Source organism: Gottschalkia acidurici 9a (genome assembly GCF_000299355.1).
Taxonomy (GTDB): Bacteria; Bacillota; Clostridia; order Tissierellales; family Gottschalkiaceae; genus Gottschalkia; species Gottschalkia acidurici.
In genome coordinates this window covers 1,070,038-1,095,585 of sequence record NC_018664.1, presented here as the reverse complement: position 1 = coordinate 1,095,585, position 25,548 = coordinate 1,070,038, and the positions used below count along the sequence as shown (strand labels likewise).

Here is a 25,548-nt window from a genome sequence, read left to right as displayed (position 1 = left end):
TTTTAGTATATTACTCAATTTTTTTATTCAATATATACTAGTCAAAAATCGATAGTTGTTCAATCTTTATGGTTAAAAGATTTGAAACAGATAAACCAATCAGTCTAATATCAGCACTTATACTTACCTCTTTTAAAAGATTTTTAGAAATATTAAATATCTCCTTAGAGGATGTAATATGATTACTTAAAGTAATACCTCTAGTTTGAGTTCTAAAATTTGTATCCTTGATTTTTAATGTTATTGTTTTAGCTTGCATTTCTTTACTCTTCAATGAAAGCTCTAGTTCTAATGAAAATTTATATAAGTATTCTTGTAATATTTCTTTATTCTTTGTATGATTTGTAAATGTTCTCTCTACTCCTATAGACTTTCTTTCAGAAGATATGTTAACAGTTCTATTATCTATACCGCGAATTCTATTATATATTTCTCTACCAGACTTTCCAAAGAAATCTACTAGAAAATCTTCCGGTAATCTCATAAGTTCTTTAATTGTATATATGCCTATATTATTTAGCTTTTGAGAAGATTTTTTGCCTATTCCATGTACTGAGCTAACTGAAAGCGGCAACAATATATCTGGCACCATTTCTTTAGTTATTATTTTTATTCCATTTGGCTTATTCCAGTCAGATGCAAGCTTAGCTAAAAACTTATTATACGATATCCCCCTAGACATAGTTAATCCCGTCTCTTTTAGTACTTTATATTTTATCTCCTCAACTATCTCTAATGGATTTTTCTCTATATTAGAAACATCAAGATATGCTTCATCTATAGATACTGGCTCTATTAAGTCTGCGATCTCATATAGTATACCAAATACTTGTCTAGAAACTTCTTTATACCTTTCCATTCTGACAGGTAAAAATTGTCCATTAGGACATCTCTGTCTAGCTATAAATCCTGGCATAGCAGAGTGTACACCATATCTTCTAGCATGATAATTAGCAGTAGTTACAACACCATGTTCACTTTGTCCCCCTACTATTACTGGAAGTCCTTTAAGCTTAGGGTTGTCTACCTCTTCAACAGATGCGTAGAAAGCATCCATATCTAAATGAATGATTTTTAAATTTTTTGCTTGAGTTAAGTCTTTATAAGAATAAATTTAGAATCACTCTCTTCTTTAATAATCTTAACATCTATAAAATCATCTTATATCCATGAATTTTAAGCCATTCTTTTTTATCTCTATAGTCTGGTATTATAGATTCTACCATATTCCAATAGTCTTTAGAATGATTTTTATGATGCATATGACACATTTCATGAACTATTATGTAGTCAAGTACATCTGGTCTAGCCATTACACATCTCCAATTAAACAAAAGATCGTCTCTGTAAGTACAGCTTGCCCATATCCTTTTTTGCTGTTTTATTCGTATTGATCTTGGTTCTTTTTTAAAAAGATGTAAGTAGTATTTTACTCTCTCCTCGACTTTTTCTTTGGTTTTCTCTCTGTACCACTTTTCCATAGCTCCTTGAATTATACGTTTATCTTTTATACTAGTATATACATAAATTTTGCCTTGGAATAATTTTACCTGTGGATCTTTTATATTCTTATCAACTTCTATCTGGAGTAGGTAGCTTCTTCCTAAATACATGAAGGGTTCATTGTTTATAAATTTTCTATTAATCTTTTCATATTTTATATCTTTAAAATAAAGTATTTTCTTCTCTATCCAATTCGCTTTTATTTTTACTATATCAATTATATTTTCTTCACTCATACCTCTTGGTACTGATACTTTTATTTCATTCGGGGGTGTTATGGATATTTGTATAGTTTTTCTCTTTCTAAAAGCTACGTCAAATTCTATATATCTTGTTCCGTGCATAAATCCTAATCTCATTTAAAAACTCCTTAACTTATATCTTTTAGCTCATAGTAAGATTTTTAACATACGAAACTAATGGTTCTATCATTCTTATATCAGTAAAATCGACCTTATCACCATATGTTTCTAACAAAACTTTATCATCATCTGATAGTTCTTCTACTTTTTTCTTAGAAGTCATTCTCTTAACCATTGCCATCATAGCTCTATGAACAAAGTTTAGTTTCTTGTAGTCTATTCCTCCACGAGCATGAAAAAACTTTATCTTTTTACGCATTTCTTCTGTACAACTTTTTGCAATGGTTGGTTTAAAAATCTCTTTATCATCTATTGAAGCAAGACCTACTGTAAAGACCACTATATTTTTGGTTTTTAAAGAGTGAAAGTTTTCAGTTATAAGTCTTATACCATTAATACCACTTGCATAAAGTCCCCCACCAAATATTATTGTATCATATGCTAATAAATTCTCAGCTTTAATCTCTGAATATTCAAATAAATCAGCATTCAGATCATTTGATATCCATTCCGCATACCTTTTAGTGCTACCATACTTCGATTTATATAAAATAGCTACTTTACTCATGAATACCTCCCCCAAAGCTCTAGTTAATATTCTTCAAATCACTTTCATTTATCTTCATCATATCTTTTTAACATATGGTGAAATAAATCCAATTGTTTCTTCAGCTGATTTACAACAAGTATAAGTTTTATCTGCCCTTCATTTTATTGACATATCTACTCAGATTATAATACTTTTTACCCTATCAAGTTGAGTTTTAAGAGGTCGCATATATAATATTATTTAATTCTAAATAACTGTTTCATTACAATTTATTTCCACATGCTCATTATATCATATTTTTACCAAATGATAGAGGTAGTTTTAATTTTGTTATATTCTTATAATTTTTTCTTCAATGTTTAAGGCAGTACCTCCAACCTTTACCTTTTTAATTTCTTCATTCTCAATTGTTAAGTTACTTAAAATCTTTGAAGGTCTGTTCATAGAGTATCCTTGTTCAAAGACTAAGTTTTGCGCGTCTTCTTCAGGAATATCATATAAAGGAGAGAAGTTTCTACAATGAGCTATTGAATCATTTCTTGTTTCTAACGTAAATAGATGATATCCTACAGAATTTTGCTTTCTACTAAAGTCTAGTATCTTATTGAAATCAGGATTTATATTATTTAGTGTATTTAATAATTTTATTGGAATTAATATATCTCCTAATCCTGTGGAAACTATTGGTATGGAAAGATGACCAGATACTTCATCGAATTCATATTTACACCGTTCTATATAGGTTAACCTATTATGCTAGTAAAACTTACTAATAAAAAATTCTAGCAATTATGTTGACCTATCATTGATAACCTCAGCGAAATAAAGATAGGGAATAACATATGTTATAGTTATCTAAATATTCTATCAAAGAATTAGAAAATTTAAAGGATTTTTTCTTGCTAACCTATGTAGTCATTCATGGCATATACCAAGAATTTACTTCAGAATATATTAAATTTCATAAAAATGTAAATTATTTAATTTTATCCAATAACGAAATTATTACTATTAACATTGTAGGTAATTTACTATATATAGATTCTAAGAAAGATTTGTTTAACTTTTTTAGAAAAAATTCATTTGATTTATTCTCTAATTCCGACATAGAATTATATTAAACAGAACTCATATAAATCTACATTCTATTGTAGATAAAATTAGAAAAAGGCTTTCTTCTAAGTTTAAATATCCAAGTCATACCCGTAGAATAATTGATAGTATACCTATACCCATTTGTAAATCTGTAGAGCTGTATTTCATAAGGCTTTTGAGAGAATATCAACTTACGATAAATGTTTATCTAAAAAAGAAGCCTATATTGGTTTTAAGGTTCATATGTTATTCACTCTAGATAATTACATTACAGACTTCGTTTTAATCGATACTAGTGGAAATAACTCTAACGTTGCTTGAAACTTAGTTTCACCATCTAATTCTTTAATCATTGTAAGAGACAAAAGTTATATAAGTAAAAAATTAGCTTTTGAATTAAAACATAAAAAGAAATATACTTAATTTCTATGAAAAGATAAAAAGGTAAATCTCAATTTCCAAAGTCCTTTAATCAATCAATTTTTAAAGGATAGAAACTTCATTCTTAACTATCTGAACGACTTGCTATAATAAAGTTAAAGCAAAGTCTCTATGAAGATTAATAACAAGACTCAAAACTAAGATTTTAGGTCATAACATTTGGATAAGTAATCCATATATTAATTATAATTTCCTAAAATTAGTCTACCCTTATACATTGTAATATTTTTCTGATAGATAATTAGTTTTATCTATCACAATGAGTAAAATTAAATAAATCTACTATAGTATTCTTAATTATTTTATATATTTAGTTTCTAATATTTTATATACGTCTTTTTACCTAGTATTTAAGCTCTTCGCATTTTCTACTTACATCTTTCATACAAAATCACTATAATTTTATCATAGTAAATAAGTTTTTTATTTACTCATATCTGTAATATTTTTAGAATTATTAGTTATAAGACAATTATCTATTCATAAAAAAATTGACAAGAGAGGTATAACATCTTGTCAATTTTTTATGAATTCTTATATATTTAACTACTATTCTATTATCATATACTTTATTACGGCCTATACTTGTTTTCCAGCTATACCATCTATATAAATTCAGACCAAATACATTTTCACATATATTGAAATAACCTTATACTTTCTTGTGCCTTTACTTCATACACTTCATCCGACATCTATAGTTTGTTATTTTCCATCTTCATAGACTCCAATTTCATCAATTATTCTTGCAGCTCTTCTATCATATAGTTTATTGCAGCCCATACTTGTTTTCCAGCTATACCATCTACACTAAACTCAGACCAAGTATTTCGCCACATATATTGAAATAACCTTACACCTTCTTCCGTCTTTGCTCCATATACTCCATCTAGAGCTCCTACATCTATAGTCTGCCATCTTCCATCTTTATATACTCCCATTCCATTGATTATTCTTTGTAGTCGTAAAACATCTGATCCAGTAGATCCACGAGACAGTGTTGGTTCACCTCTATAGTACCATTTTATAACATTAGATAAAGAAGGTGCTGATGAACTCAATTTAACTATTTCTTCACCTAAATTTTCTTTTTCAGTGATAGAGTGCATTTCATTTATCAACATATGTTCACTTTCCATATCTTTAATATCAGTCTTTTGTAATTCATCATTTAGATTATCACTCTTTTCTAAAGTATTAATAATAGTAATTTGATCCTTTTCGTCTACTTCATTGCTATCACCCTGAGCATATACAGTTGATGTAGACGCTATCATTACTGATAGTGTTAAAATTGTTAATGTTTTTTTCACTTCTTATCTCCCCCTAGTTTATTTTAAACAATGTGATTAATATTGATTTTACATTGTTTACATCATTGTATATATCATATACATTTATATCAAGTTATGTATGCAAGCAACGCTTTAATTCATCTCATTTTTTCTATTATTAGCTTTAAATGTCACTGTTTTACAACAAATTCCATATGTTTAACGCTAAAATAGAAGCAAATTATATTTTTATATGTAATTAATGAATCGTATTATTTCTTATTTAATAAACAAAGTAATATGTTTTATTTCTATAAAGAGTTTAAATAATTAAATAAATCAAAAGTAACACTATAGTTAAAATTTCAACATGATTTTTTAGATATATTGAATCTTTCCTATCAAAATACGAAATAATTTTTATAATAAAAATCTTTGAATTTAAGAACTTAGCTATAAAATTGATGTTTTAAATTTGCTTTATCGTTTTATTACTTCTTCTGTTTATTTTTTATAGTAGTTAAGATTGTTCAAAATATTATTTCCTTGACTATGTTGACCTTATAAAATTTTCAATAATTCCGTAAACCACTATATATAGGATATAAAGATTTGTATGTAAAAACTTGTTTTAGAGTTAAAATAAGAAAAAGAAATAAAGTTAATTTCTATGAAAAAATAGTAAGTCTCACTTTCCAAATCCCTTTAGACAGTTAATTTTTAAAGATAGAAGAAAAGTAGAAACTTTATTTTGTCAACTGACTAGACAATTTAATATAAATAAGGTTAATAATAAAACTCAGAACTAAAATTTTAGGTCATAATATTTACTTATTTATTAATAAATGCTTGAACAAGTCTATTAGTCTAGCAAATATCAAAGAGTCAATATTTAGACAAATAATCCATATATGTTAATTCTGATTTCCTAAAACTAGTCTAAATTTATGAATTACTATACTCTTCTTGTTGGTAACTGATTTTAACTAACACAATAGATTAAGTTAATCTAGATTTCTTTTTTAGTACCATACTATTTTATTTGATGATATTCTTATTAAACATAATGATAATAGATAAACATAGTCTTTTCCTACATTCCCTTTTATAATTACTATTTTTCTTGATTCATATCATTAATCCTACTTTATTACTTATTTGCTTTATATTATATACTATGGTTTTTTTGATATATTCGATATGTATGAAAGTTAAAATTATCACTTGAAACTTTACTTAACAATATAGTATAGGTAATTAAATGTTTTAACGTTTTCTTTTCCACAATAATTCACTTCAATTCTAAATACCTAACTCTAAGTTATGATCCATTGATAACTATGCAGTTTTTTAGTACTAAGAAGTTTTACACTAAAAAACTATAAGTCTTGAATTTTATTTTTTTTTATAAAAAGAATAGACTATAGAATTTAATCTATAGTCTATTCTCCAATTTTATTTTGCTAGTTTGCTATTTAAGTCAAATTTACTATCTTCAACATCATCGTTTAATCCCAGATATTCAGCTATTATCTCCCTGGCGATTGGTGTTGTATTTCCACCACCACCTCCTTGGAATATAACTACTGAAACTGCTATTTGTGCTGCATCAGGGTTATAGTCTTCATATGGTGCATATACTGTACTCCAAGCAAAGTCATCATATTTTCTTTTTGTAACTGGGCTTATTCCATCTTTTTCTGCTGTACCGGTTTTAGCAGCAACATCTACCTCAAAGCCTCCGAATGCTCTACTAGCCGTACCATCTTTTTTAGCAACCATAGACATACCTTTTGCTGCTTCTTCTAGATATTTATAGTCTTTTATATCTATTCTTTTAACTTCTTTTTTAGGCTCATATGTCTTTTTAGTATTATCATAAGTTTGTATTCTATCTACTACACTCATCTTATGTTTATATCCTCCATTAGACAAGATAGCTATATAGTTTGCCATTTGTATTGGCGTATAAGCATTTTGACCTTGCCCTATAGAGATATTCAGTGTATCTCCTATTCTCCATCCTGATTGATCAAGATAAGTATATTTAATCCTATCTGCTAAGTCTTCACCCTTTTCACTTTCTGGAATCTTTCTTTCTCCATCTATTCCTAGTTTATCTAGCCTTTTAATTACTTCTCTTTTACTCAAAGGGTCTTCATACTCAGCCCAACTAGCTATTTCATCTATTGCAGCTTCTATTTTTTTCTCACTTAATTTCACATCTTCCTTTATATAATTATCTATATTGTCTTTTAAAAAGCGTTTTAATGATGATTTTGTACTTCTAGTTTTAGACTCTGTATCTGGAACTCCAGACACATATTCTCCTGGTATTTCTACTCCAGTTTTCTCACCCAATCCAAATTCTTTTGCTACTCTTAGTATACTATCTATTCCTGACTCTTTACTTAAAACTTCTCCAGTCTGAGGAATTCTTCCAAGAGCTACAGCATAGAAATAATAGTTACAAGATTGTTCTAAAGCATTGTAAAGATCTGTTGCTCCATGAGTCCTTCCACTTCTGCTCCATATTAAACATGGGAATTTTTTATTCCCTACTTTTACATATCCATAATCATATATCTTTTTCTTTGGACTAATTCCATTTTCCATACCTGCTATACCAGTTACCATTTTAAATATAGAACCAGGTTGAACTGGAGATTGAATTGCAATATTATAAAGTGGTAATCCATATTCATCATGTTTTGGATTTAAACTCTTCCAATCTTCACTAGATATACCTGTAGCAAATAAGTTAGGATCATAAGATGGATAGTTCGCTAAAGCTAGTACTTCACCAGTTCTAACATCTGTTGCAACTACCGATGCTGCGTATGCATTAGGGTAAGCTTTAGAGAAGTTATAGTTACCCCATTTACTTTCAAAGGTTCCTCCTCTTCTAATCTCTCTTAGTGCCTTTTCTAGTGACTCTTCTGCTATTCTTTGAAGATCTGCATCTATTGTAAGGTATAGTGTATCTCCTGGCTCAGCATCTTTTTCTTCTACTACTTTTACCACATTTCCGTGTGCGTCTGCCTCAACTATTTTACTACCATCTTTTCCTTTCAAGTAATCTTCAAATTGTACCTCTACACCTGTTTTTCCTATTAGTGTACTTGGAAGATATTTTTTTTCTTTTATATATTTTTCTATTTCATTTTCTTGTGCGATTTTACCTACATAACCTAGTATATGAGCTGCAGTTTGTCCATAAGGATAGTATCTGACAGGCTCTAGCGAAACTTTTATACCTGGTAATTCTAACTTATTTTCTTCTAGTTTAGCTACTGCTTTATCACTAATTCCATAAGCTATATTTATAGGATAATATCCTTGATATCCTACTTTACTTATTTCATCTAGTATCAATAGTGATGCTCTTGCCTCATACTCTGTTAATTTACTGTCTAACTCAGATTTTTTTCTTAAGTCATTAAATATTTGTTCAGTATCTTTCTTTTCATCCAACTTATATTTATCAATCCATGCATTTTTTTCTACGATAGGAGTGTACTCCCAGTCACTTATAGAGATTCTAGGGTTAGAATGCTCTTTTAGTACTATTGTCTGAGCTATTCCTTTTATTTTATCATGCTTTATAAACTCTTCTAATATACTTATTCTTTCCTTTTTAGAGTTTTTGTCTTTCTTTTTAGAATCCTCTACTTTAGTCTTTTCGATTTGTGCTATTTCCATAACCGCTTCCATAGGACTAGTATCTGATTTTAATTTATATTTTTTTAATAATTCTTTTTTCTCTTTTTCATTTTTATATTTATATATAGCTTTATTACCTTCTTTATCAGATGATACTTCTATTGGCATTTCTATATCATTCTCTTTAAATATATTTAATATAACTTCTCCTGGAACTACTGTAACTTCCTTATCTTTTTGTGGATAAGTTTTTTGGAATAGTTCTGACATTCTATTACTTTCTTTTAATATATTTATAAAGTCATCTATAGCTTTGCTCTCCATGGTTATACTTTTAAATGTTTTCATAAGACTTCTTTTTGTCTCTTTAAATTGCTCGTCATAGCTGAAAATCATAGGCTCTAACTTTATATCTGGAATTAATCCTTTGCTATCTACTATGTCGTATGCAATTTTACTTATTATAGGATCGTTTATTGTCTTTAGCACTATTTTTCTTGCATTTCTATTGTTTATAATTTGAATTATAGCACTTTTTGCATCTACATTTCCTTGTATACCATTCTCCTGTTTCCACTTATCTATATTTGTATTTTCATTATAAACAAATTCTACAGTATTATTATTCTGAACTACATCTATAGGAATCTTTATACCTTCATTTTCTAATATATTTATAACTTTTTTACCTACAGTAAAGTCTTTTATATTTTGGTGATTACTATACTTTGCACTTGAACTTATTAGCTCGCTAATTAGATTGTGCTCAATTATTGCATCTACAACTTTGTCAGTGGGAGTTTGTTCTGCTTCAAAGTACATATTCTCATTTCTATAAATATATGAGTTAAAAACTATTGGAAATTCATCTTTGTATGTTACTCCCTCTTCTTCTAAAATGTGAATTAGCTTTAATATAATTTCATTTCTCTCTTTTTTATCTTTAGTGTTTAGTTCATCCTTTATTAGTTGAACAGTAAAAGTTGCTTTATTTCCTGCTAAAAGTCTACCATATCTATCTCTTATTTCTCCTCTTGGGGCTGTAATTGGTATATGTTTTAGTTTTTTATTATTTGACTCCTCTCTCAACTCATCTCCACTTATGATAGTTAAAGATGCTAATCTAAAAGAGAGTATGAAAAAAGTTATTGACAATACAAATATCAATACACTATATCTATCTTTTAACTTTTCAAATAACTCTTTCAAACTTTCACCCCTTTTTTCTTGAATTTATTCTTTTTAATTAATTACATTTTCTTTGTAAAACTTATATGTGGCGCTCTATAGTATTTTAATATCTTTTTATATAAAATAATTGATAATAGTGAATTATATATAGTCTCTTTTAGCAAAATATTTTTTAGCATAAGCGTGAAACTTACATCTATAGATAAAAAAATCATAAATAAATAGTACATAATATGATATGCAAATGTAGAAACGAAAGTAGTTGAAAGTGGTAATAGTAGATTTTCTTTAAATACTTTGTTATCTAAAAGTCCTATTGAATATCCTATTGTAGCATATGTTAATGCATTTATTCCTATAGGTCCTCCAAAGAATATATCTTGTAATAATCCTGTTATCAAACCTATTATAGCTCCTATATTTTTTCCGGCTAGAAGTGCAAATATATTAACTAAAATAAGTGATGTGTTTGGTACCACTCCAGATATACCTATGTACTGAAATATAGTTGACTGAAGTATAAAGTTAAAGACTACTATTCCAATTATAATAAAAATATTCAACTCAATTGCTCCTTTATAGTTTAGTTCTGCTTTATAACAAAAACATCTCTTACTTTGCTAAAATCCACTGCTGGAGTTATTTCAATATCTACTAATAAGTTGTCACTTCTTTTTACTACCTTTGTTACTTCTCCTACATAAAGTCCTGGAGTGAAGGCTCCACCAAGTCCTGATGTAAATATCTTGTCTCCCTTAACCACATTCGACTTTACATCAAATAGTTCTCCTGATATTTTTCCTTCTAAATTTCCCTTTCCTATACCTCCATCTTGTGTTCTTCCTATAGTAAAGCTTACGCTGCTTCCACCATCTACTATAGATATAACTTTTGACCAATTATGTCCTACATCAACTACTCTACCTACAAGTCCTTCTACAACTACATCATTTTCTATCTCCGTACCTTGTACTATTATATCTCCTTTTTTTATACCATCTTTTGATCCTTTGTCTATAACAAATTTTTCAAACCAGTTTCCAGGATCTTTTCCTATTATTTTTGCTTTCGTAAGATTATATTGTGTATTATTAATTAATTCAAATTCATTTTTAAGATATTCTTTTCTATCTATTACACTTTCATATTTTCTTACTTGATCTTTCAGTGCAGCTACTTCTGTCTTTAACTTTTCATTCTCTTTTTTAAATGTAAACACATTTATAGCAGATTGAAATCCATCAGATATTCCATTTCCGATGCCATAGAACACTTTTTGAAATGGACTTAGTACATTTCCTAAAGCACTCTCTGCTTTAGTAATATTTTTCCTCCCAGATGCGGTAATTGATATAATTACAATTAGAATGATAGCAACAGACGTTACTATCATTCTTCCTTTATATTTCTTAAATATATTCATTTTATCACCAACTTGAAAATTCTAGTCTATTCTTCTAGAATTTTTCCCTATTCTCTTTAATGTATCTATATCTTCAAGTGCTCCCCCTGTACCTAATGCTACGCAATCTAGTGGATTTTCTGCTATGTGTACAGGCATTCCTGTTTCATTTCTTATAGTTTTATCTAAACCGTCTAAAAGTGCTCCTCCACCTGTAAGCATAATTCCAAATTCCATTACATCTGATGCTAATTCCGGTGGTGTTTTCTCCAGTGTATACTTTATTGCATCTATTATTCCACTTATAGGCTCTTTCATAGCTTCATAAATTTCTGCTGAACTTATTTCTATGGTTTTTGGTAGTCCAGTTACTAAATCTCTACCTGTTATCTTCATTTTGACTTCTTTATCTTTTAAATCTGCTGTTCCTATTTCTATCTTTACTTCTTCTGCTGTTCTTTCACCTATCATAAGGTTGTATTCTTTCTTTACATAGTTAACTATAGAATCATCTAATTCATCTCCACCAATTCTTATTGATCTACTAGTAACTATTCCTCCAAGAGATATTATGGCAACTTCTGTAGTTCCTCCACCTATATCTACAACCATGCTTCCTGTTGGTTCTTGAACTGGTAATCCTGCTCCTATCGCTGCTGCCATAGGCTCCTCTATAAGATAAGCTTCTCTAGCACCGGCTTGTACTGTTGCCTCTTCTACCGCTCTTTTTTCTACTTCTGTAACCCCTGAAGGCACACAAACTACTACTCTAGGTTGAACTATCGATTTTCTTGGATAAGCCTTTTTAATAAAGTACTTTAGCATACTTTGAGTAACGTCAAAATCTGCTATAACTCCATCACTTAAGGGTCTTATTGCTACAATATGACCCGGTGTTCTTCCTATCATTTTCTTTGCATCTTCTCCTACAGCCAATACCTCTTTAGTTTGTGTATGAATTGCCACTACTGAAGGTTCTTGTATAATTATACCTTTACCTTTTAAGTAAACTAGTGTGTTTGCTGTTCCTAAGTCTATTCCCATGTCTTTTGAAAACGAATCAAATATGCCCATCTTCTTTTGCTCCTTCCTAAAATATACCTTATAAAATATCCATTTCTTTTAAACTTATATGTTTTTATGTCCTATCACTATATGGTCTAGAACTCTTATTCCTAATATTTCACCACTCTCCATAAGTCTCCTAGTGATATTTATATCTTCTTTACTGGGTGTTGGATCTCCACTTGGATGGTTATGGACAAGTATGATTGATGCACTACTTCTTTTTATAGCTTGCTTATAGACTTCCCTGGGATGAACTATAGATGAGTTTAGATTTCCTACAGAAATTTCTTCTACGCCTATAATATGATTTTTGGTATCTAGCATTACTATTTTAAAGTGTTCTCTTTTTAAGTACTGCATATCTGCCATAAAGAAATCCACAATGTCTAGTGGTGATGTTATTTTCTTTTTATTTTTTGCTTCCGACAAAACAATTCTTTTGCCAAGCTCAACTGCTGCTAAAATCTGTGCTGCTTTGCAATTACCAATTCCTTTTACTCTAATTATTTCTTCTATAGAACTATCTGCTAAAGAAGCTATTCCATCTTCTCTAGTAGATAAAAGTTGATTTGCTAATTCTATAACAGAATGATCTCTGCTGCCCGTTCTTATGATTACAGCTATTAATTCACTGTTACTTAAGCTCATAGCACCATGATTAACCAATTTTTCAGTAGGTCTCTCATTTTCAGGTAGGTCCTTCATGGTATATTTGCTTTCAATTTTCATTTTAAAGCCCCTTTGAATCAGTATTTTAAAATATCATAGTAATTGTATATTGTAGTTTTTATCTAATAATTCTTCTAACTTTGCAATGGGTAGACCTACTACATTACTATAAGATCCTTCTATTGATTCTACTAAAACTTCTCCATATCCTTGTATACCATAAGCTCCGGCTTTATCTTTATATTCTTCTGTATCTAAGTATCTTTCAATTTTATCTTTAGTTAAGTCCTTAAATTTTACCCTTGTTACTTCATAGTCTACTATTTTTCTACTATTTCCTACTTCTATTATGGATACACCTGTTATAACTAAATGTGTATCACCACTTAAATGTTTAATCATATTTAATGCTTCTTCTCTATTTTGAGGTTTTCCTAATATATAGTCTTTATATACTATTGTATCAGCTGCTATTATTATATCACCTTCATTACATCTATTAGCTACATCTTGACATTTTTCAAATGCTAATGACATAACAGTTTTGATAGGATCATCATTCTTATCTACATACTCTTCTATATTACTACAAATAATATCAAATTTTAAGTCAAATCTATTAAGTATTTCTTTTCTTCTCGGAGAAGAAGAAGCCAAAATTATTTTTTTCATAGTTAGTTTATTCTCCTATTAACTTTTCTGTTATAAATACTTTTTTAGAGTTACTTTAATATTATCTATAGAAAATTTAGATCCTAACCCTACAAAGTATCCTGTAAATATACTCATTAAACTCATAATAGGAAGATATGAAAATATTTTTATATTCTGCATAATGAAACTTGCCACACCTATTTGAGTTATATTATAGGTTACAGCACCGAATAAACTTACACCTATTAAGCTAAAGTAATTACTAAAGTTCTTATAAACTATAGCCATAACAGTGGTGCTTATTACCGATGATGGTATACTATACATAAGTCCTGAGACGTTGCCTATTGCAACTGCTAAGGTTATACTTCTTAGTAATACAACTATTAGTGCTTCTTTAAATCCAAATAAAACTAGAGTTATTAGAAAAACCATATTTACCAGACCTAATTTTACCCCAGGAACTGGGATAGGTAAAGGTATCATATTTTCGATAATGCTTAGAGTTAATCCTATTGAAACTAGTAAAGATAAAAAGATTAATTTCTTTATATTCATAATTTCAGTCACTCTTTTCTTAATAGCTAATGGAGTCTATTTCATCTTGTGAATTTTTCTCTCCCCTTATCTCTATGACTAATCTATTCGGTAGACAAACTATTACTTCATCTACACTACTTATCCATCCTTGTTTTACATCTAATTTATCTGGACAGTCTGCGTCTATTACTCTTACTTTTTCACCTTGAATCTCTACCTTATTATACCCATATTGAGTTTTTATCTCTAAGTGTTTTTTTTCATTATCATTACTAAATGTAATCTTCTTATACTCTTTTCCATCAACTTCAATTACTGCATATTTATTACCTTTATTGGTAGCTATATTTTTTATATATATCATGCTTGAAAGGCTTAATAATATGATTAAAGCTGCAAGATATTTATCCCATTTAGTCATTTTTAGACATCCTTCCTTTTTTAATAAAAGTACTTGATATCACTATCTAAGTTTATCATTTCCTTATTTTATTTACAAGTTTTTATTTAATAGAGTTGCATAAAGCCTCATATTTTATTTTTATTCATAAAAAAACTACCCTTAAGTATCTAAATATACTTAAAGGTAGCTTTTTTATTATTTAAAAATAATGAATTTTTAATATTAAGATAATGTAATTGCTTTTTTAGGGCATTTTTCCGCACATACTCCACATCCAATACATTTATCTTGCATTACTACATGCTTTTGTTTTACTTCCCCTTCAATTGCATCTACTGGACACTGCTTTTTACAAATTGTGCATCCAATACATAAATCCTCATCTATTTTTGCCATTTTTCTTTTCTCAAAGTCTGCAGTTATAGCTTTTGTAGGACATTTTTCTGCACATATCATGCAGTTCGTACATTTGTCGTAATTTATATAAGCTAAGTTGTTTTCAAATCCTATTGCATCAAACGGACATGCTTTGACACATATCTGACAACCTATACATCCTGTTATACATTTAGATTTTACATCTTTTCCGAAATCTTTACTATTACAATCTATTACTACTTCTTGATCATAAGGAGTCCATGCTATAACTGATTTAGGACATACCTCTATACATTTTCCACAAGCAACACATTTATCTGGGTTTATTTTAGCTATCCCATCAACTATATCTATTGCATCAAACTCACATGCTCCTACACAAGTTCCATATCCTAAACAACCATAAGCACATGATTTATCTCCACCCGCAACCATAGCTGCTGCTCTACAGTCACTTATTCCTTCATACTTGAATTTATCAGTTGCATTACAGTTATTACCTTTACATATTACTCTAGCAACTTTTTTATCTGATGCACCTGCTTCTACGCCCATTATTTCACTAATTTTTTCTGCAACAGATGATCCTCCTACTGGACATGCGTTTACTGGTGCATTCCCACTAGCTATTGCCTCTGCAAGTCCACCACACCCTGGATATCCACAACCTCCACAGTTAGCTCCTGGAAGTGCATCTCCTATTGCTTCAATTTTAGGATCAGTAGGTACATGTAGAACTTTCGCTGCTATAGCTAAACCGATTCCAAATGCTAATCCTAAACCTCCTAAAGCTATTATTGATACTAATATAGTATTCATATCCTTTCACCTCCTAAACAAGTCCAACGAATCCTAAGAATGCTATTGACATAAGTCCTGCCGTTATTAATGCTATTGGTGTTCCTTGTAGCGATTCTGGCACATCAGCTAACTCTAATCGCTCTCTTATACCTGCAAATAAAACTATCGCTAATGTAAATCCTATAGCTGCTGATACTCCATTTACTATAGATCCTATTAAGTTTAAATTTTGATCTATATTAAGAATAGCAGCACCTAAAACAGCACAGTTAGTAGTTATAAGTGGTAAGAAAACCCCTAAAGATTGATATAGTGCAGGGCTTGATTTTTTAATAAACATTTCAACTGCTTGAACTAAAGTAGCTATAACTAGTATAAAAAATATCGTTTGTAAAAACTCTAGCTTAAAATTAACTAATATTGCTTTTTGTACTATATAAGTAGCTGCTGAAGCTATTGCCATAACAAAAGTTACTGCAGCCCCCATCCCTATAGAAGTCTCTACCTTTTTCGAAACCCCAAGGAACGGACATATTCCAAGGAACTTAGATAGTACAAAGTTATTTACAAATATCGAACTTATAATTATCGTAACTAAACTCATTATTCTTCCCCCTAATCATATATTATTAACAATTTGATTCTGCTTTCTTTTTACTATTAGTATATTTGTTTATTCCTGCTATCAACAAACCTAATACAATGAAAGCCCCAGGAGGTAGTATAAATATTAATGCCGGTTGGTATGACGCTCCTAATATTACTTTTCCGAAGAGTTGGCCAGCACCTAGTATTTCTCTTATAGCACCTAATATAGTAAGCCCAACAGTAAATCCTAATCCCATTCCTAATCCATCGAATGCTGAAGATCCTACATTATTTTTAAATGCAAAGGCTTCTGCTCTAGCTAATATCAAGCAGTTAACAACTATAAGTGGTATATATAAACCTAGTGTCTTATTAACGTCTGGTAGATATGCTTCTAGCAACATGCCTATGACAGTAACGAATGTTGCTATTATTACTATGAAAGCTGGAATACGTATTTCATCTGGTATAACTTTCTTAAGCAAAGATATAGCTATGTTAGATCCTATTAGAACTAATGCAGTAGCTAATCCCATCGATAGTCCATTTATAGCGTTTGTCGTAACACCTAGGGTAGGACACATTCCTATAAGCTGAATAAATACTGGATTTTCATTTACAATTCCCTTTTTTAATATCTTAAATATATTCATTTATTTTTCACCTCCATATAAATCTCCTATTTTGAAAGATTTTTATAAGCTACTATAGCTTCATTAACACTATCCGTAACTGCTTTTGTTGTTATTGTAGCTCCTGTTAGTGCCTGTATTTGATTTCCTGTAGGTGGTACTTTAACTACCGCTAAATTTTCTTCTGTAGTTTTTCCTTTGTATTGATTTTGGAATTCTGGAGTTGCAGCATTTGCTCCAAGTCCTGGAGTCTCTGTATTGCTTACTATCTTAACTCCTTCTAACTTTCCTTCCATTCCTATTCCCGTCATAACCACGACTGGTCCTGAGTATCCTGATATTGTAGTTTTTATAGTATAACCCACTACGTTCGAACCGTCTGTTCCTTCATATATTTCCGTTATAAGATTTGTTCCTTCTATTGCAGAGTTAAACTTATCTTTATCTAACTCTTTAAAATCTTTACCATTTGGCAAAACTTCTTTTCTTGCTAAATTATTCGCTTCTTCTTGTTGCTTAGCTATAATAACTTTTGTTTTTTCATTTAAAAACGATAGTATTCCTGCTGCAACTGAAGTGATTATAAGAAGTATTATTCCTAGTTTAACTATTTTGTTCATCTCACTTCACCTCCCCAAATACTTTCGGGCTAGTATATTTATCAATAAGTGGTGTAGCAACATTCATTAATAATATTGAGTATGAAACCCCTTCAGGGTATCCACCTTTAAGTCTTATAATTGCAGTTATCAATCCACAACCTATACCAAATATTATTTGTCCTTTTGGTGTAACTGGTGACGATGAGTAGTCAGTTGCCATAAAGAATGCTCCTAACATAAGTCCTCCAGCAAATAAATGATATAGAGTATCTGTAACTCCACCAGTGAATATTAACATAATTACAGCTACTGTTCCTATATAAGTGAATGGAATTCTCCAGTTTATAATTCCTCTATAGAATAAATATATTGCTCCTACTATTAATAAAATTGCTGATGTTTCTCCAAGAGATCCGGGTATATTACCTATAAATACATCCCATAGTGATGGTAATTGTTGGCCTACTGCTTCTCCACCTGGTTTTAATATTGCTAATGGACTTGCTGTTGTTACTGCATCTGCTCCTGTACTTGTCCATGTAGTCATTATTACCGGCCAAGAGGCTAGTAAAAATGCTCTTGCGGCCAATGCAGGGTTAATAAAATTGTTTCCAATCCCCCCAAATAACTGTTTACATATAGCTATTGCAAATATTGATCCTATTACTGGTATCCACCATGGTGCCGATGCAGGTATATTAAAAGCTAAAAGTAGACCTGTTACTGCAGCACTATAATCATTTATTGTAACTCGTTTTTTCATTGCTTTTTGCATTATATACTCTGTTGCTACCGCCGATACTACTGCAAGAATTATTAACTTTAGAGCTGCAAATCTAAAGAAAAATACACTTGCCAATGTAGCCGGTGCTAGCGCAATTAATACATCTCTCATTATCTTAGAAGTTGTTTCATTTGATAATATGTGTGGAGAAGATGATCCGAATAATCTATTTTCCATTTGTCTCCCTCCTATTTCTTGATTACTTAGATTTTCTCTTTCTAGCTAAAAGATCTTGCTTAGAAACTTTAATTGATTGTAATAGTGGTATTTTAGCCGGACAAATAAATGAACATGATCCGCACTCTATACAACTAAGTACATTGAGTTTTTCTGTCTCCTCGTGTCTCTCTTTTACTGAAAGTTGTCTTATAGATACTGGTTGTAAATTTACTGGACAGACTTCAACACATTTCCCACATCTTATGCATTGTTGTGCCTCTGGGATTTTTGCTTGCTCTTCTGATAGTACTAATATACCTGAAGTACCTTTTATAACAGGAACTTCATCAGTAAACTGAGCTCCACCCATCATAGGTCCACCCATTATAATTTTACCTGGTGTTCCTTTGTATCCACCACATTGTTCTATAACTTCTTTAAAAGGTGTTCCTAGCTTTACTATTAAGTTTTTAGGTGTATTTATTGCACCGCCTGTTATAGTAACTATTCTTTCTATTAGTGGCATACCTGTTTGTATAGCTGTAGCAACTGCCGCTGCTGTACCAACATTATTAACTACTACTCCAACATCCATTGGAAGTCCACCCACTGGTACTTTTCTTCCTGTAGTGGCATCTATAAGTCTTTTTTCATCTCCTTGAGGATATTTCGTCTCAAGTTCAACAATTTCTATATTTGGCTCATTTGCTGCAGCTTTTTTCAGAGCTTCTATAGCATCTTTTTTGTTATCTTCAACTCCGATACTTCCTTTGGTTACTCCAACTGCTTTCATAATTGCTTTTAAACCAAATATTACTTTTTCAGGTTGTTCTAACATTAATCTGTGGTCAGCAGTTAAAAAAGGTTCACATTCTGCACCATTTAATACAACAGTATCTACCTTTTTCTCTGGTGGTGGTGACAGTTTTACATGTGTAGGGAAACTTGCTCCTCCTAAGCCCGTTATTCCTGCTTCTTTGATGATGTTAACGATTTCATCTTTAGTAAGTTTATCTAAACTTCCTTTTGGTTTAACACTTTCATGAACTGCATCTGTACCGTCTGATTCAATTATTACTGACAATATTTTTCCATTGGGTGTATCTACTTCTGCTATTTTCTTCACAGTACCTGATATACTTGAATGAACTGCTGCTGATACAAATCCTGAAGCTTCCCCAATTTTCTGCCCTATCTTAACGCTATCTCCTACTTTAACTATTGGTTCACAAGGTGCACCAATATGCTGTTGCAGTGGTAACGTTACCATTTTAGGTTCTTTGGCCTTCTCCAAAGCAACTTTTTCTGTAAAGCTTTTAGAATACTCTGGATGTATTCCACCTTTAAAGCTTTTTAAACCCATTTTATTCACCTCTTCTAAACTTTTTTAAAATTTGTGTGTGTGTATATTTATCCAATAGCCTATATTCTCATACTTCTATTCAGTTTTGGTTAAATTTAAGTTAATTTAGTTTGACTTTATAAGCTTAAGGATTGGTTCAGCATAAGCAAACAAATAAAATTGTTAATTTAAATTGGTTGCTTATACTGCATAAAATTCAGATGGTAGTAAAAACCATCTGAATAAGTTTTTTCTTTATCTTTAAGATTATATCTTAATTTAAATTATCTTATGATACCCGTATTATTATTATACATATTATTATATATATAGTACATGGTATTTTAAAATGTATACAGAATATCTTACATATTGCTACATTATTCTTTGTTCTAACATTATATTAGAATTTTTCAAATTTCTCTATAAGTAGTTTTACGGTATTTCTACCCTTCTCATCAGAATAGCTTCTTATTCTTAAGTATTTATTATTATTTCTTACTTCTTCACCGTTTTCATTATATATCTGTCTTAATTTTATTGTATATAATATATATCGTTTAACATTGTATACAATATACTTATATATTACTTCTTTACTTTAACATTTTTCAAATCCCTCTATGAGCAGTTTTATAGCATTTTAACTGTTCTCATCAGAATAGCTTCTTATTCTTAAGTATTTTTTATTATTTCTTACCTCTCCACACTTTTTCATCATCTATATGCTTTCATTTTTATATTTTATAATTATTTATATAATTGAAGAAGTCTTTTATAAAGCTAAAGTATGTTTTCTTAACACTTTCCGTATTTTTAGTATCGAATTCATTAACTGCTTTTTTCTATTGTCTACATTCTCTTTTAATATTGAATATAGGTTTTTTAAATCATCATTATTTATTTTATCAGAATATTTTTCTATACTTTTCTCTATCTCCGTATTATTTTTATTCATCTTTATTTTTATTTCTTCATAGTTTGCTTCTGACATGTTTTTTTGCCACATACTTAGTTCTTCTATGTATATTTTATTAATTAGATTCGTAGTGTTTACCACTTCTTTATCAGATTCATTTATATCTAGTTGTTTACCTTGTATTCGTATTGACTTTATTTTTGAATTAGGATATTTCTCTTTTATCTTTTTTAGCTGATCCTCTACTTCTTTTTTATTAAAAGTTATACTTGTAAATACTTTATACTTATTATTAGACTTAGACACGTATCCTAAGATACCATCTAGATTTAGTTTATTTAAGAAGTCCTCTGCGCTAGGAAGATCAAGAAACTCCTTCACTTCTATATTATACAAATCAAGCTCGTCTAGTTCTGCTATTTTTTCTACTTTATCTACATTATTATTTGCACTTTCTTTAGCTTTTTCTGTATTACTACTTATATAAGGAACTATTATTCTTTTAGAAACTATTTTTCCAAACACTATACTCACCAAAGGTGCTATTAAAAAAAACATTATTACTAATATGTATTTCTCTTTTCTTTTATAGCTTTTTATTCTTCTGATTGTCAGTCTTCTCAACATCCTCATCTCCAATTATTATTAGTCTTTATTTTAGTATGTTCTATGATTAATATGATTTTACCTTTTAAAATTAACTTTATTTAGTTTCCTTTTTATTTTTAAGGGTAAAAAATCTATAACAACTTAAAATGTATCATAATACCATATTTACGAAAGGAGAATAACTATGAAATTGAAAGGAAAGATAGCAGTCGTAACTGGAGCAAGTTCAGGAATGGGAAGAGCTATATCTGTTCTATTCGCCAAGGAAGGTGCAAGTGTTTTTGCAATAGCTAGAAGAAAAGAAAAGCTTGATGATCTTGTAAATGAATCTAAAAACTTGGAGGGATCTATAGTTGCCTTTCAGGGTGATGTAACTCAAAAAGATAGCATGGAAAATATCTTAGACGAAGTGTTTGATAAGTCAGGGAGAATAGATATACTTGTAAATAATGCAGGTATTATGGATGACATGATGCCAGCTGGAGAAGTCTCTGACGAACTTTGGAATAAAGTTATAGATGTAAACTTAAATAGTCCCTTATATCTTTGTAGAAAAACTATTAATCTAATGATGGATAAAGGTACATGTAATATAATAAACGTTGCTTCTGTAGGCGGACTATATGGTTCTAGAGCAGGTCCTGCGTATACAGCGTCTAAATTTGGCTTAATAGGTCTGACAAAAAATATAGGATTTATGTATGCAAATAAAGGTATTAGATGCAATGCAATATGCCCTGGTGGTGTAGAAACTGAAATAGGAGTTGGTATGAAAAACCCAAGTCAATTTGGTATGGAGAAGGCAATGTCTGGTGCTGGGTATAACCCTAGATCAGGATCTTCTGAAGAAATAGCAAATATAGCACTTTTTCTAGCCTCAGATGATTCAAGCTTTGTAAATGGTACAACTATAGTTGCTGATTCAGGCTGGACAGCATATTAAAAAAAAGCGCTGTGTTATCTTACAACACAGCGCTTCTTTTTATATGGTGCGGATGATGGGACTTGAACCCATATGTCTTGGACACACGCCCCTCAAACGTGCCTGTCTGCCAGTTCCAGCACATCCGCATAAGGTTAGTAAATTTATTTTAACCTTATTTATTATAAAAGTCAATGATAGTTTTTATTTACTCTCTGTATGATATATTTTAGGTATAAACCATTCTTGAATATTATTATATATATTCACAAAGTTAGATTGGATGTCTCCTTGTAACTTTTTATTTCCTAATACCGCACCATTAGTAAAATATAGGCTAACATACGGCAAGTCATCTACTATTATCTTTTGTGTTTTTCCGTAATTCTTCTTTTTTCTTCTTTAGTTAGAGAATAATATATTTTATCTAATGATTCATCCATCTCTGGATTTTCATATTTCATAAAGTTATCTGGACTTCCTTTTCTGAACATAAAAGAAATATCTTGTGTAAATGATGTTTCCCATCCCAAAAGAGCAATTTCAAATTTCCCCGTCTTTATTTTTTTTTGAAAATTTGTCCAATCTTTTTCTACTAACTCTTCATTTATATCACTTTCATTAATTTGTTGGTAATCTTTTATAGCCTCAATACCTATATTTTTTAGATCCTCTGCTATCATGTCTAAGGCTCTAGTTCTTAGTCCATTGTATGAATTAGTAGTAAGCTTTATTGAAATCTTCTTGTTATCCTCATCCTCAAATAGTCCATCGCCATCTTTATCTTGCCATCCAGCTTTTTCAAGAATATCTCTTGCTTTTTTTACGTTATATTTGTATATGTTTTTTGCATCTTTAGAGACTAACCATGAATTTGGATTAATAGGAACATCCGTCTTTGTTGCATGTCCTAAATAAACTTTATTTATTATAGAATCTCTATTTATTCCATAGGCTATGGCTTTTCTAATAGCTAATCCCTTTTCACCTTCAAACATTTTATCCTTAAAGTTAAATGCTAGAAATTCATATTGTTGGGATGGAAATTCATGTACCTTTACTTTCTCACCTTGAGAATATTTTTCCCAGTCTACTCCCATGCTAAACGCAATATCAACTTGTCCCGATTCAAAAGATGTTAGCGCAAGTTCTTCATCTTTTAATACTTTTCCTATTATTGTTTTTATATATGGTTTACTTCCCCAATATTCGTCGTTTACTTTTAATTCTATAGACTTTAATTTATCATATTTCCCTTGTTTATATGGACCCGTACCTATTGGCTTATATTCTTTTATATCTAGGGCTTTTTCATAAGCTACTTTATCTTCAGTTGTTCCATTTCTAAAAGCATGCTCAGGTATTATTGGAAAAGTTAGTATTTCTAATATATTACTGCCTACACCTTCGAAATATATAGTCATATTATAGTCATCAGAAATATATATATCTTTTATATAATTTATGTCTGATATTCCTCCACTTTTATATATTTCAGGAATAGTCCCAGCATGTTTTCCATTTGATAGTCCATATTTAATTGTATCTACTGTGAATTTTACATCTGAACTTTTTAAAGTTTCACCATCATGCCATTTAACATCTTTTCTTAGAGATATATTTATACTCCCATCTCCATTTATACTATAACTTTCTGCTAATAATTCTTTAGGCTCTAAATTCTTATCAAGTTTGAACAAACCTTCAAACATAAGCTTATCAAAGTAATACATACTACTATCTCCAATTATTATTGGATTTAGTGCTTTTGTACGAGTTATTGGAACTATCATTTCACCACCAACAACTTTATTAGTTGTATCTATCTGGTCTTCTTTTTTATTACCATCTTTTCCAACAATCTTATTGTCCTTGCAAGATATTAAGCTTAAGGACAATAAGATTGTAAATATTATGCTTATAATTTTTCTAAAGTTCAAGCTAAGCTCCCCCTATTACTAAACAATCTTTATTAGTCTTGGGTTATGTACTATTCCAGGTATTCTCCCTCTTTTAGCAATCGGCTTTCCATCTACCTCTTTTATATCCATAGTCATATCTATAGCTGGAGCACCTGAAATGTAACTTCCTACGCCAAAAGAATCTACACCAGCATCTGATAGTATCTTTATTTTATCTGGTGTTAATCCTCCTGATACAAATATCTTAACCCAATTAAACCCATTTATATCTAGTTTTGCTCTTACCTCTTTAACTAATCCTGGAGTTACTCCACCTCTCTCACTTGGAGTATCTAATCTTATTCCATATAAATCTTTTCCTAAAGCTTCTGCAAGTCTTAGCGACTCTTCTACCTCATCTTTAAATGTATCTACTAGTACAATTCTTTTATAGTTCTCAGGCATTATATTATTATAAACTTCTGCTACTTCTAAAGTATCTCCTGCTACTAAGAAAGATGCGTGTGGAAGTGTACCAGTAGCATTTTCTCCTAATATCTTTGCCGCTAATATATTGCTTAGTGAACTAGCTCCTCCTATTCTAGCTGCTCTTTCCATAACTGGTGCTACAGATGGATGAACGTGTCTAGTTCCGAAGCATATAAATCCTTTGTCTCCACACACTTCTTTTATTTCTCTCGAAGCTGTAGCCCATCCACTTGGACTTGCTAAACATCCTAATATAATTGATTCATATATTCCAAAGTCTTTATATTTTCCTTTTATTCTAACGAGTGTTTCCTTAGGCTCAAATTCACTACCTTCCTCTAATGCCCAAATCTCAATACCTTTATCTTTTAATATGTTCTTCACTTCTTCTATTCCTACAAAAATACCTCCCTTTCTAGCAAATATCTCTGCAGTAACTTCTTTATCGTCTATTTCCATATGACTTAATATATTCATTGTTGTAAGAAAGTATATATCTGTGGTCATTCCTGAGAGTATTTCTTCATGCGTTGCTGAGTGTAGTAATCTTTTTTCTCTTTCTATATCGTATTTTTCTATATCTTCTATTTTATTTATTGGGTTCATT

At 30.1% G+C, this 25,548-nt stretch carries 22 protein-coding genes and 1 tRNA gene; 1 reads left to right on the top strand and 22 read right to left on the bottom strand.

Annotation, left to right across the window (positions count from 1 at the left end; genetic code table 11):
- Positions 1 to 37: 37 nt before the first annotated feature.
- The 19 genes from CURI_RS05125 to CURI_RS05030 all read right to left on the bottom strand — a co-directional run bounded on the left by CURI_RS05125 (position 38) and on the right by CURI_RS05030 (position 21,644).
- Positions 38 to 1,072 carry a DNA polymerase IV gene (locus tag CURI_RS05125; protein ID WP_338028505.1) on the bottom strand — a complete coding sequence of 345 codons (1,035 nt, stop codon included), beginning with the start codon at positions 1,070 to 1,072 and terminating at the stop codon, positions 38 to 40.
- Between the two features lie 76 nt (positions 1,073 to 1,148).
- Positions 1,149 to 1,862: a M48 family metallopeptidase gene (locus CURI_RS05120; RefSeq protein WP_014967164.1), complete on the bottom strand. Its 714-nt coding sequence runs from the start codon at positions 1,860 to 1,862 to the stop codon at positions 1,149 to 1,151.
- 25 nt (positions 1,863 to 1,887) lie between these two features.
- Complete coding sequence (locus CURI_RS05115) at positions 1,888 to 2,433, bottom strand: flavodoxin domain-containing protein (protein ID WP_014967163.1); 546 nt, start codon at positions 2,431 to 2,433, stop codon at positions 1,888 to 1,890.
- Between the two features lie 2,258 nt (positions 2,434 to 4,691).
- Positions 4,692 to 5,264 carry a peptidoglycan-binding domain-containing protein gene (locus CURI_RS05105; protein WP_014967162.1) on the bottom strand — a complete coding sequence of 191 codons (573 nt, stop codon included), beginning with the start codon at positions 5,262 to 5,264 and terminating at the stop codon, positions 4,692 to 4,694.
- A 1,416-nt stretch (positions 5,265 to 6,680) separates the two neighbouring features.
- On the bottom strand, positions 6,681 to 10,097 hold the full coding sequence (locus CURI_RS14970; RefSeq protein WP_014967161.1) for a penicillin-binding transpeptidase domain-containing protein: 3,417 nt from the start codon (positions 10,095 to 10,097) through the stop codon (positions 6,681 to 6,683).
- Positions 10,098 to 10,138: 41 nt separating this feature from the next.
- Positions 10,139 to 10,642 carry a rod shape-determining protein MreD gene (gene mreD / locus CURI_RS05095; RefSeq protein ID WP_014967160.1) on the bottom strand — a complete coding sequence of 168 codons (504 nt, stop codon included), beginning with the start codon at positions 10,640 to 10,642 and terminating at the stop codon, positions 10,139 to 10,141.
- A gap of 20 nt (positions 10,643 to 10,662) precedes the next feature.
- A complete protein-coding gene (gene mreC / locus CURI_RS05090; protein ID WP_014967159.1) occupies positions 10,663 to 11,502 on the bottom strand; it encodes a rod shape-determining protein MreC in 840 nt (279 codons plus the stop codon).
- Positions 11,503 to 11,523: 21 nt separating this feature from the next.
- Positions 11,524 to 12,555: a rod shape-determining protein gene (locus CURI_RS05085; RefSeq protein ID WP_014967158.1), complete on the bottom strand. Its 1,032-nt coding sequence runs from the start codon at positions 12,553 to 12,555 to the stop codon at positions 11,524 to 11,526.
- A 54-nt stretch (positions 12,556 to 12,609) separates the two neighbouring features.
- Positions 12,610 to 13,278 carry a RadC family protein gene (gene radC, locus CURI_RS05080; RefSeq protein WP_014967157.1) on the bottom strand — a complete coding sequence of 223 codons (669 nt, stop codon included), beginning with the start codon at positions 13,276 to 13,278 and terminating at the stop codon, positions 12,610 to 12,612.
- Between the two features lie 33 nt (positions 13,279 to 13,311).
- A complete protein-coding gene (locus tag CURI_RS05075; RefSeq protein ID WP_014967156.1) occupies positions 13,312 to 13,890 on the bottom strand; it encodes a Maf family protein in 579 nt (192 codons plus the stop codon).
- Positions 13,891 to 13,920: 30 nt separating this feature from the next.
- Positions 13,921 to 14,430, bottom strand: coding sequence for a Gx transporter family protein (locus tag CURI_RS05070; protein WP_014967155.1), 510 nt, complete (start codon positions 14,428 to 14,430; stop codon positions 13,921 to 13,923).
- A 19-nt stretch (positions 14,431 to 14,449) separates the two neighbouring features.
- Positions 14,450 to 14,833, bottom strand: a complete 384-nt coding sequence (locus tag CURI_RS05065; protein ID WP_014967154.1) for a NusG domain II-containing protein — start codon at positions 14,831 to 14,833, stop codon at positions 14,450 to 14,452.
- A gap of 204 nt (positions 14,834 to 15,037) precedes the next feature.
- A complete protein-coding gene (gene rnfB / locus CURI_RS05060) occupies positions 15,038 to 16,012 on the bottom strand; it encodes an RnfABCDGE type electron transport complex subunit B (RefSeq protein WP_014967153.1) in 975 nt (324 codons plus the stop codon).
- A 13-nt stretch (positions 16,013 to 16,025) separates the two neighbouring features.
- A complete protein-coding gene (gene rsxA / locus CURI_RS05055) occupies positions 16,026 to 16,598 on the bottom strand; it encodes an electron transport complex subunit RsxA (RefSeq protein WP_014967152.1) in 573 nt (190 codons plus the stop codon).
- 25 nt (positions 16,599 to 16,623) lie between these two features.
- On the bottom strand, positions 16,624 to 17,235 hold the full coding sequence (gene rsxE, locus CURI_RS05050; RefSeq protein WP_014967151.1) for an electron transport complex subunit RsxE: 612 nt from the start codon (positions 17,233 to 17,235) through the stop codon (positions 16,624 to 16,626).
- Positions 17,236 to 17,261: 26 nt separating this feature from the next.
- Positions 17,262 to 17,834, bottom strand: a complete 573-nt coding sequence (locus CURI_RS05045) for an RnfABCDGE type electron transport complex subunit G (protein WP_014967150.1) — start codon at positions 17,832 to 17,834, stop codon at positions 17,262 to 17,264.
- A gap of 1 nt (position 17,835) precedes the next feature.
- Positions 17,836 to 18,777, bottom strand: a complete 942-nt coding sequence (locus tag CURI_RS05040; protein ID WP_014967149.1) for an RnfABCDGE type electron transport complex subunit D — start codon at positions 18,775 to 18,777, stop codon at positions 17,836 to 17,838.
- 22 nt (positions 18,778 to 18,799) lie between these two features.
- The gene (rsxC, locus tag CURI_RS05035) at positions 18,800 to 20,122 is read right to left on the bottom strand and encodes an electron transport complex subunit RsxC (RefSeq protein ID WP_014967148.1); all 1,323 of its coding nucleotides are present in this window, start codon (positions 20,120 to 20,122) and stop codon (positions 18,800 to 18,802) included.
- A gap of 754 nt (positions 20,123 to 20,876) precedes the next feature.
- A complete protein-coding gene (locus CURI_RS05030; RefSeq protein ID WP_041701550.1) occupies positions 20,877 to 21,644 on the bottom strand; it encodes a hypothetical protein in 768 nt (255 codons plus the stop codon).
- A 169-nt stretch (positions 21,645 to 21,813) separates the two neighbouring features.
- Between CURI_RS05030 and CURI_RS05025 the strand changes: the two genes are divergently transcribed.
- Complete coding sequence (locus CURI_RS05025; protein WP_014967146.1) at positions 21,814 to 22,572, top strand: SDR family NAD(P)-dependent oxidoreductase; 759 nt, start codon at positions 21,814 to 21,816, stop codon at positions 22,570 to 22,572.
- A gap of 44 nt (positions 22,573 to 22,616) precedes the next feature.
- Here the strand turns inward: CURI_RS05025 and CURI_RS05020 are convergent.
- From CURI_RS05020 to CURI_RS05010, 3 genes are all read right to left on the bottom strand, one after another.
- A tRNA-Leu gene (locus CURI_RS05020) sits at positions 22,617 to 22,700 on the bottom strand.
- Between the two features lie 213 nt (positions 22,701 to 22,913).
- The gene (locus CURI_RS05015; RefSeq protein ID WP_014967145.1) at positions 22,914 to 24,491 is read right to left on the bottom strand and encodes a peptide ABC transporter substrate-binding protein; all 1,578 of its coding nucleotides are present in this window, start codon (positions 24,489 to 24,491) and stop codon (positions 22,914 to 22,916) included.
- Positions 24,492 to 24,509: 18 nt separating this feature from the next.
- Entirely contained in the window at positions 24,510 to 25,547 is a 1,038-nt protein-coding gene (locus CURI_RS05010; protein WP_014967144.1) for a nicotinate phosphoribosyltransferase, read from the bottom strand.
- Position 25,548 lies beyond the last annotated feature (1 nt).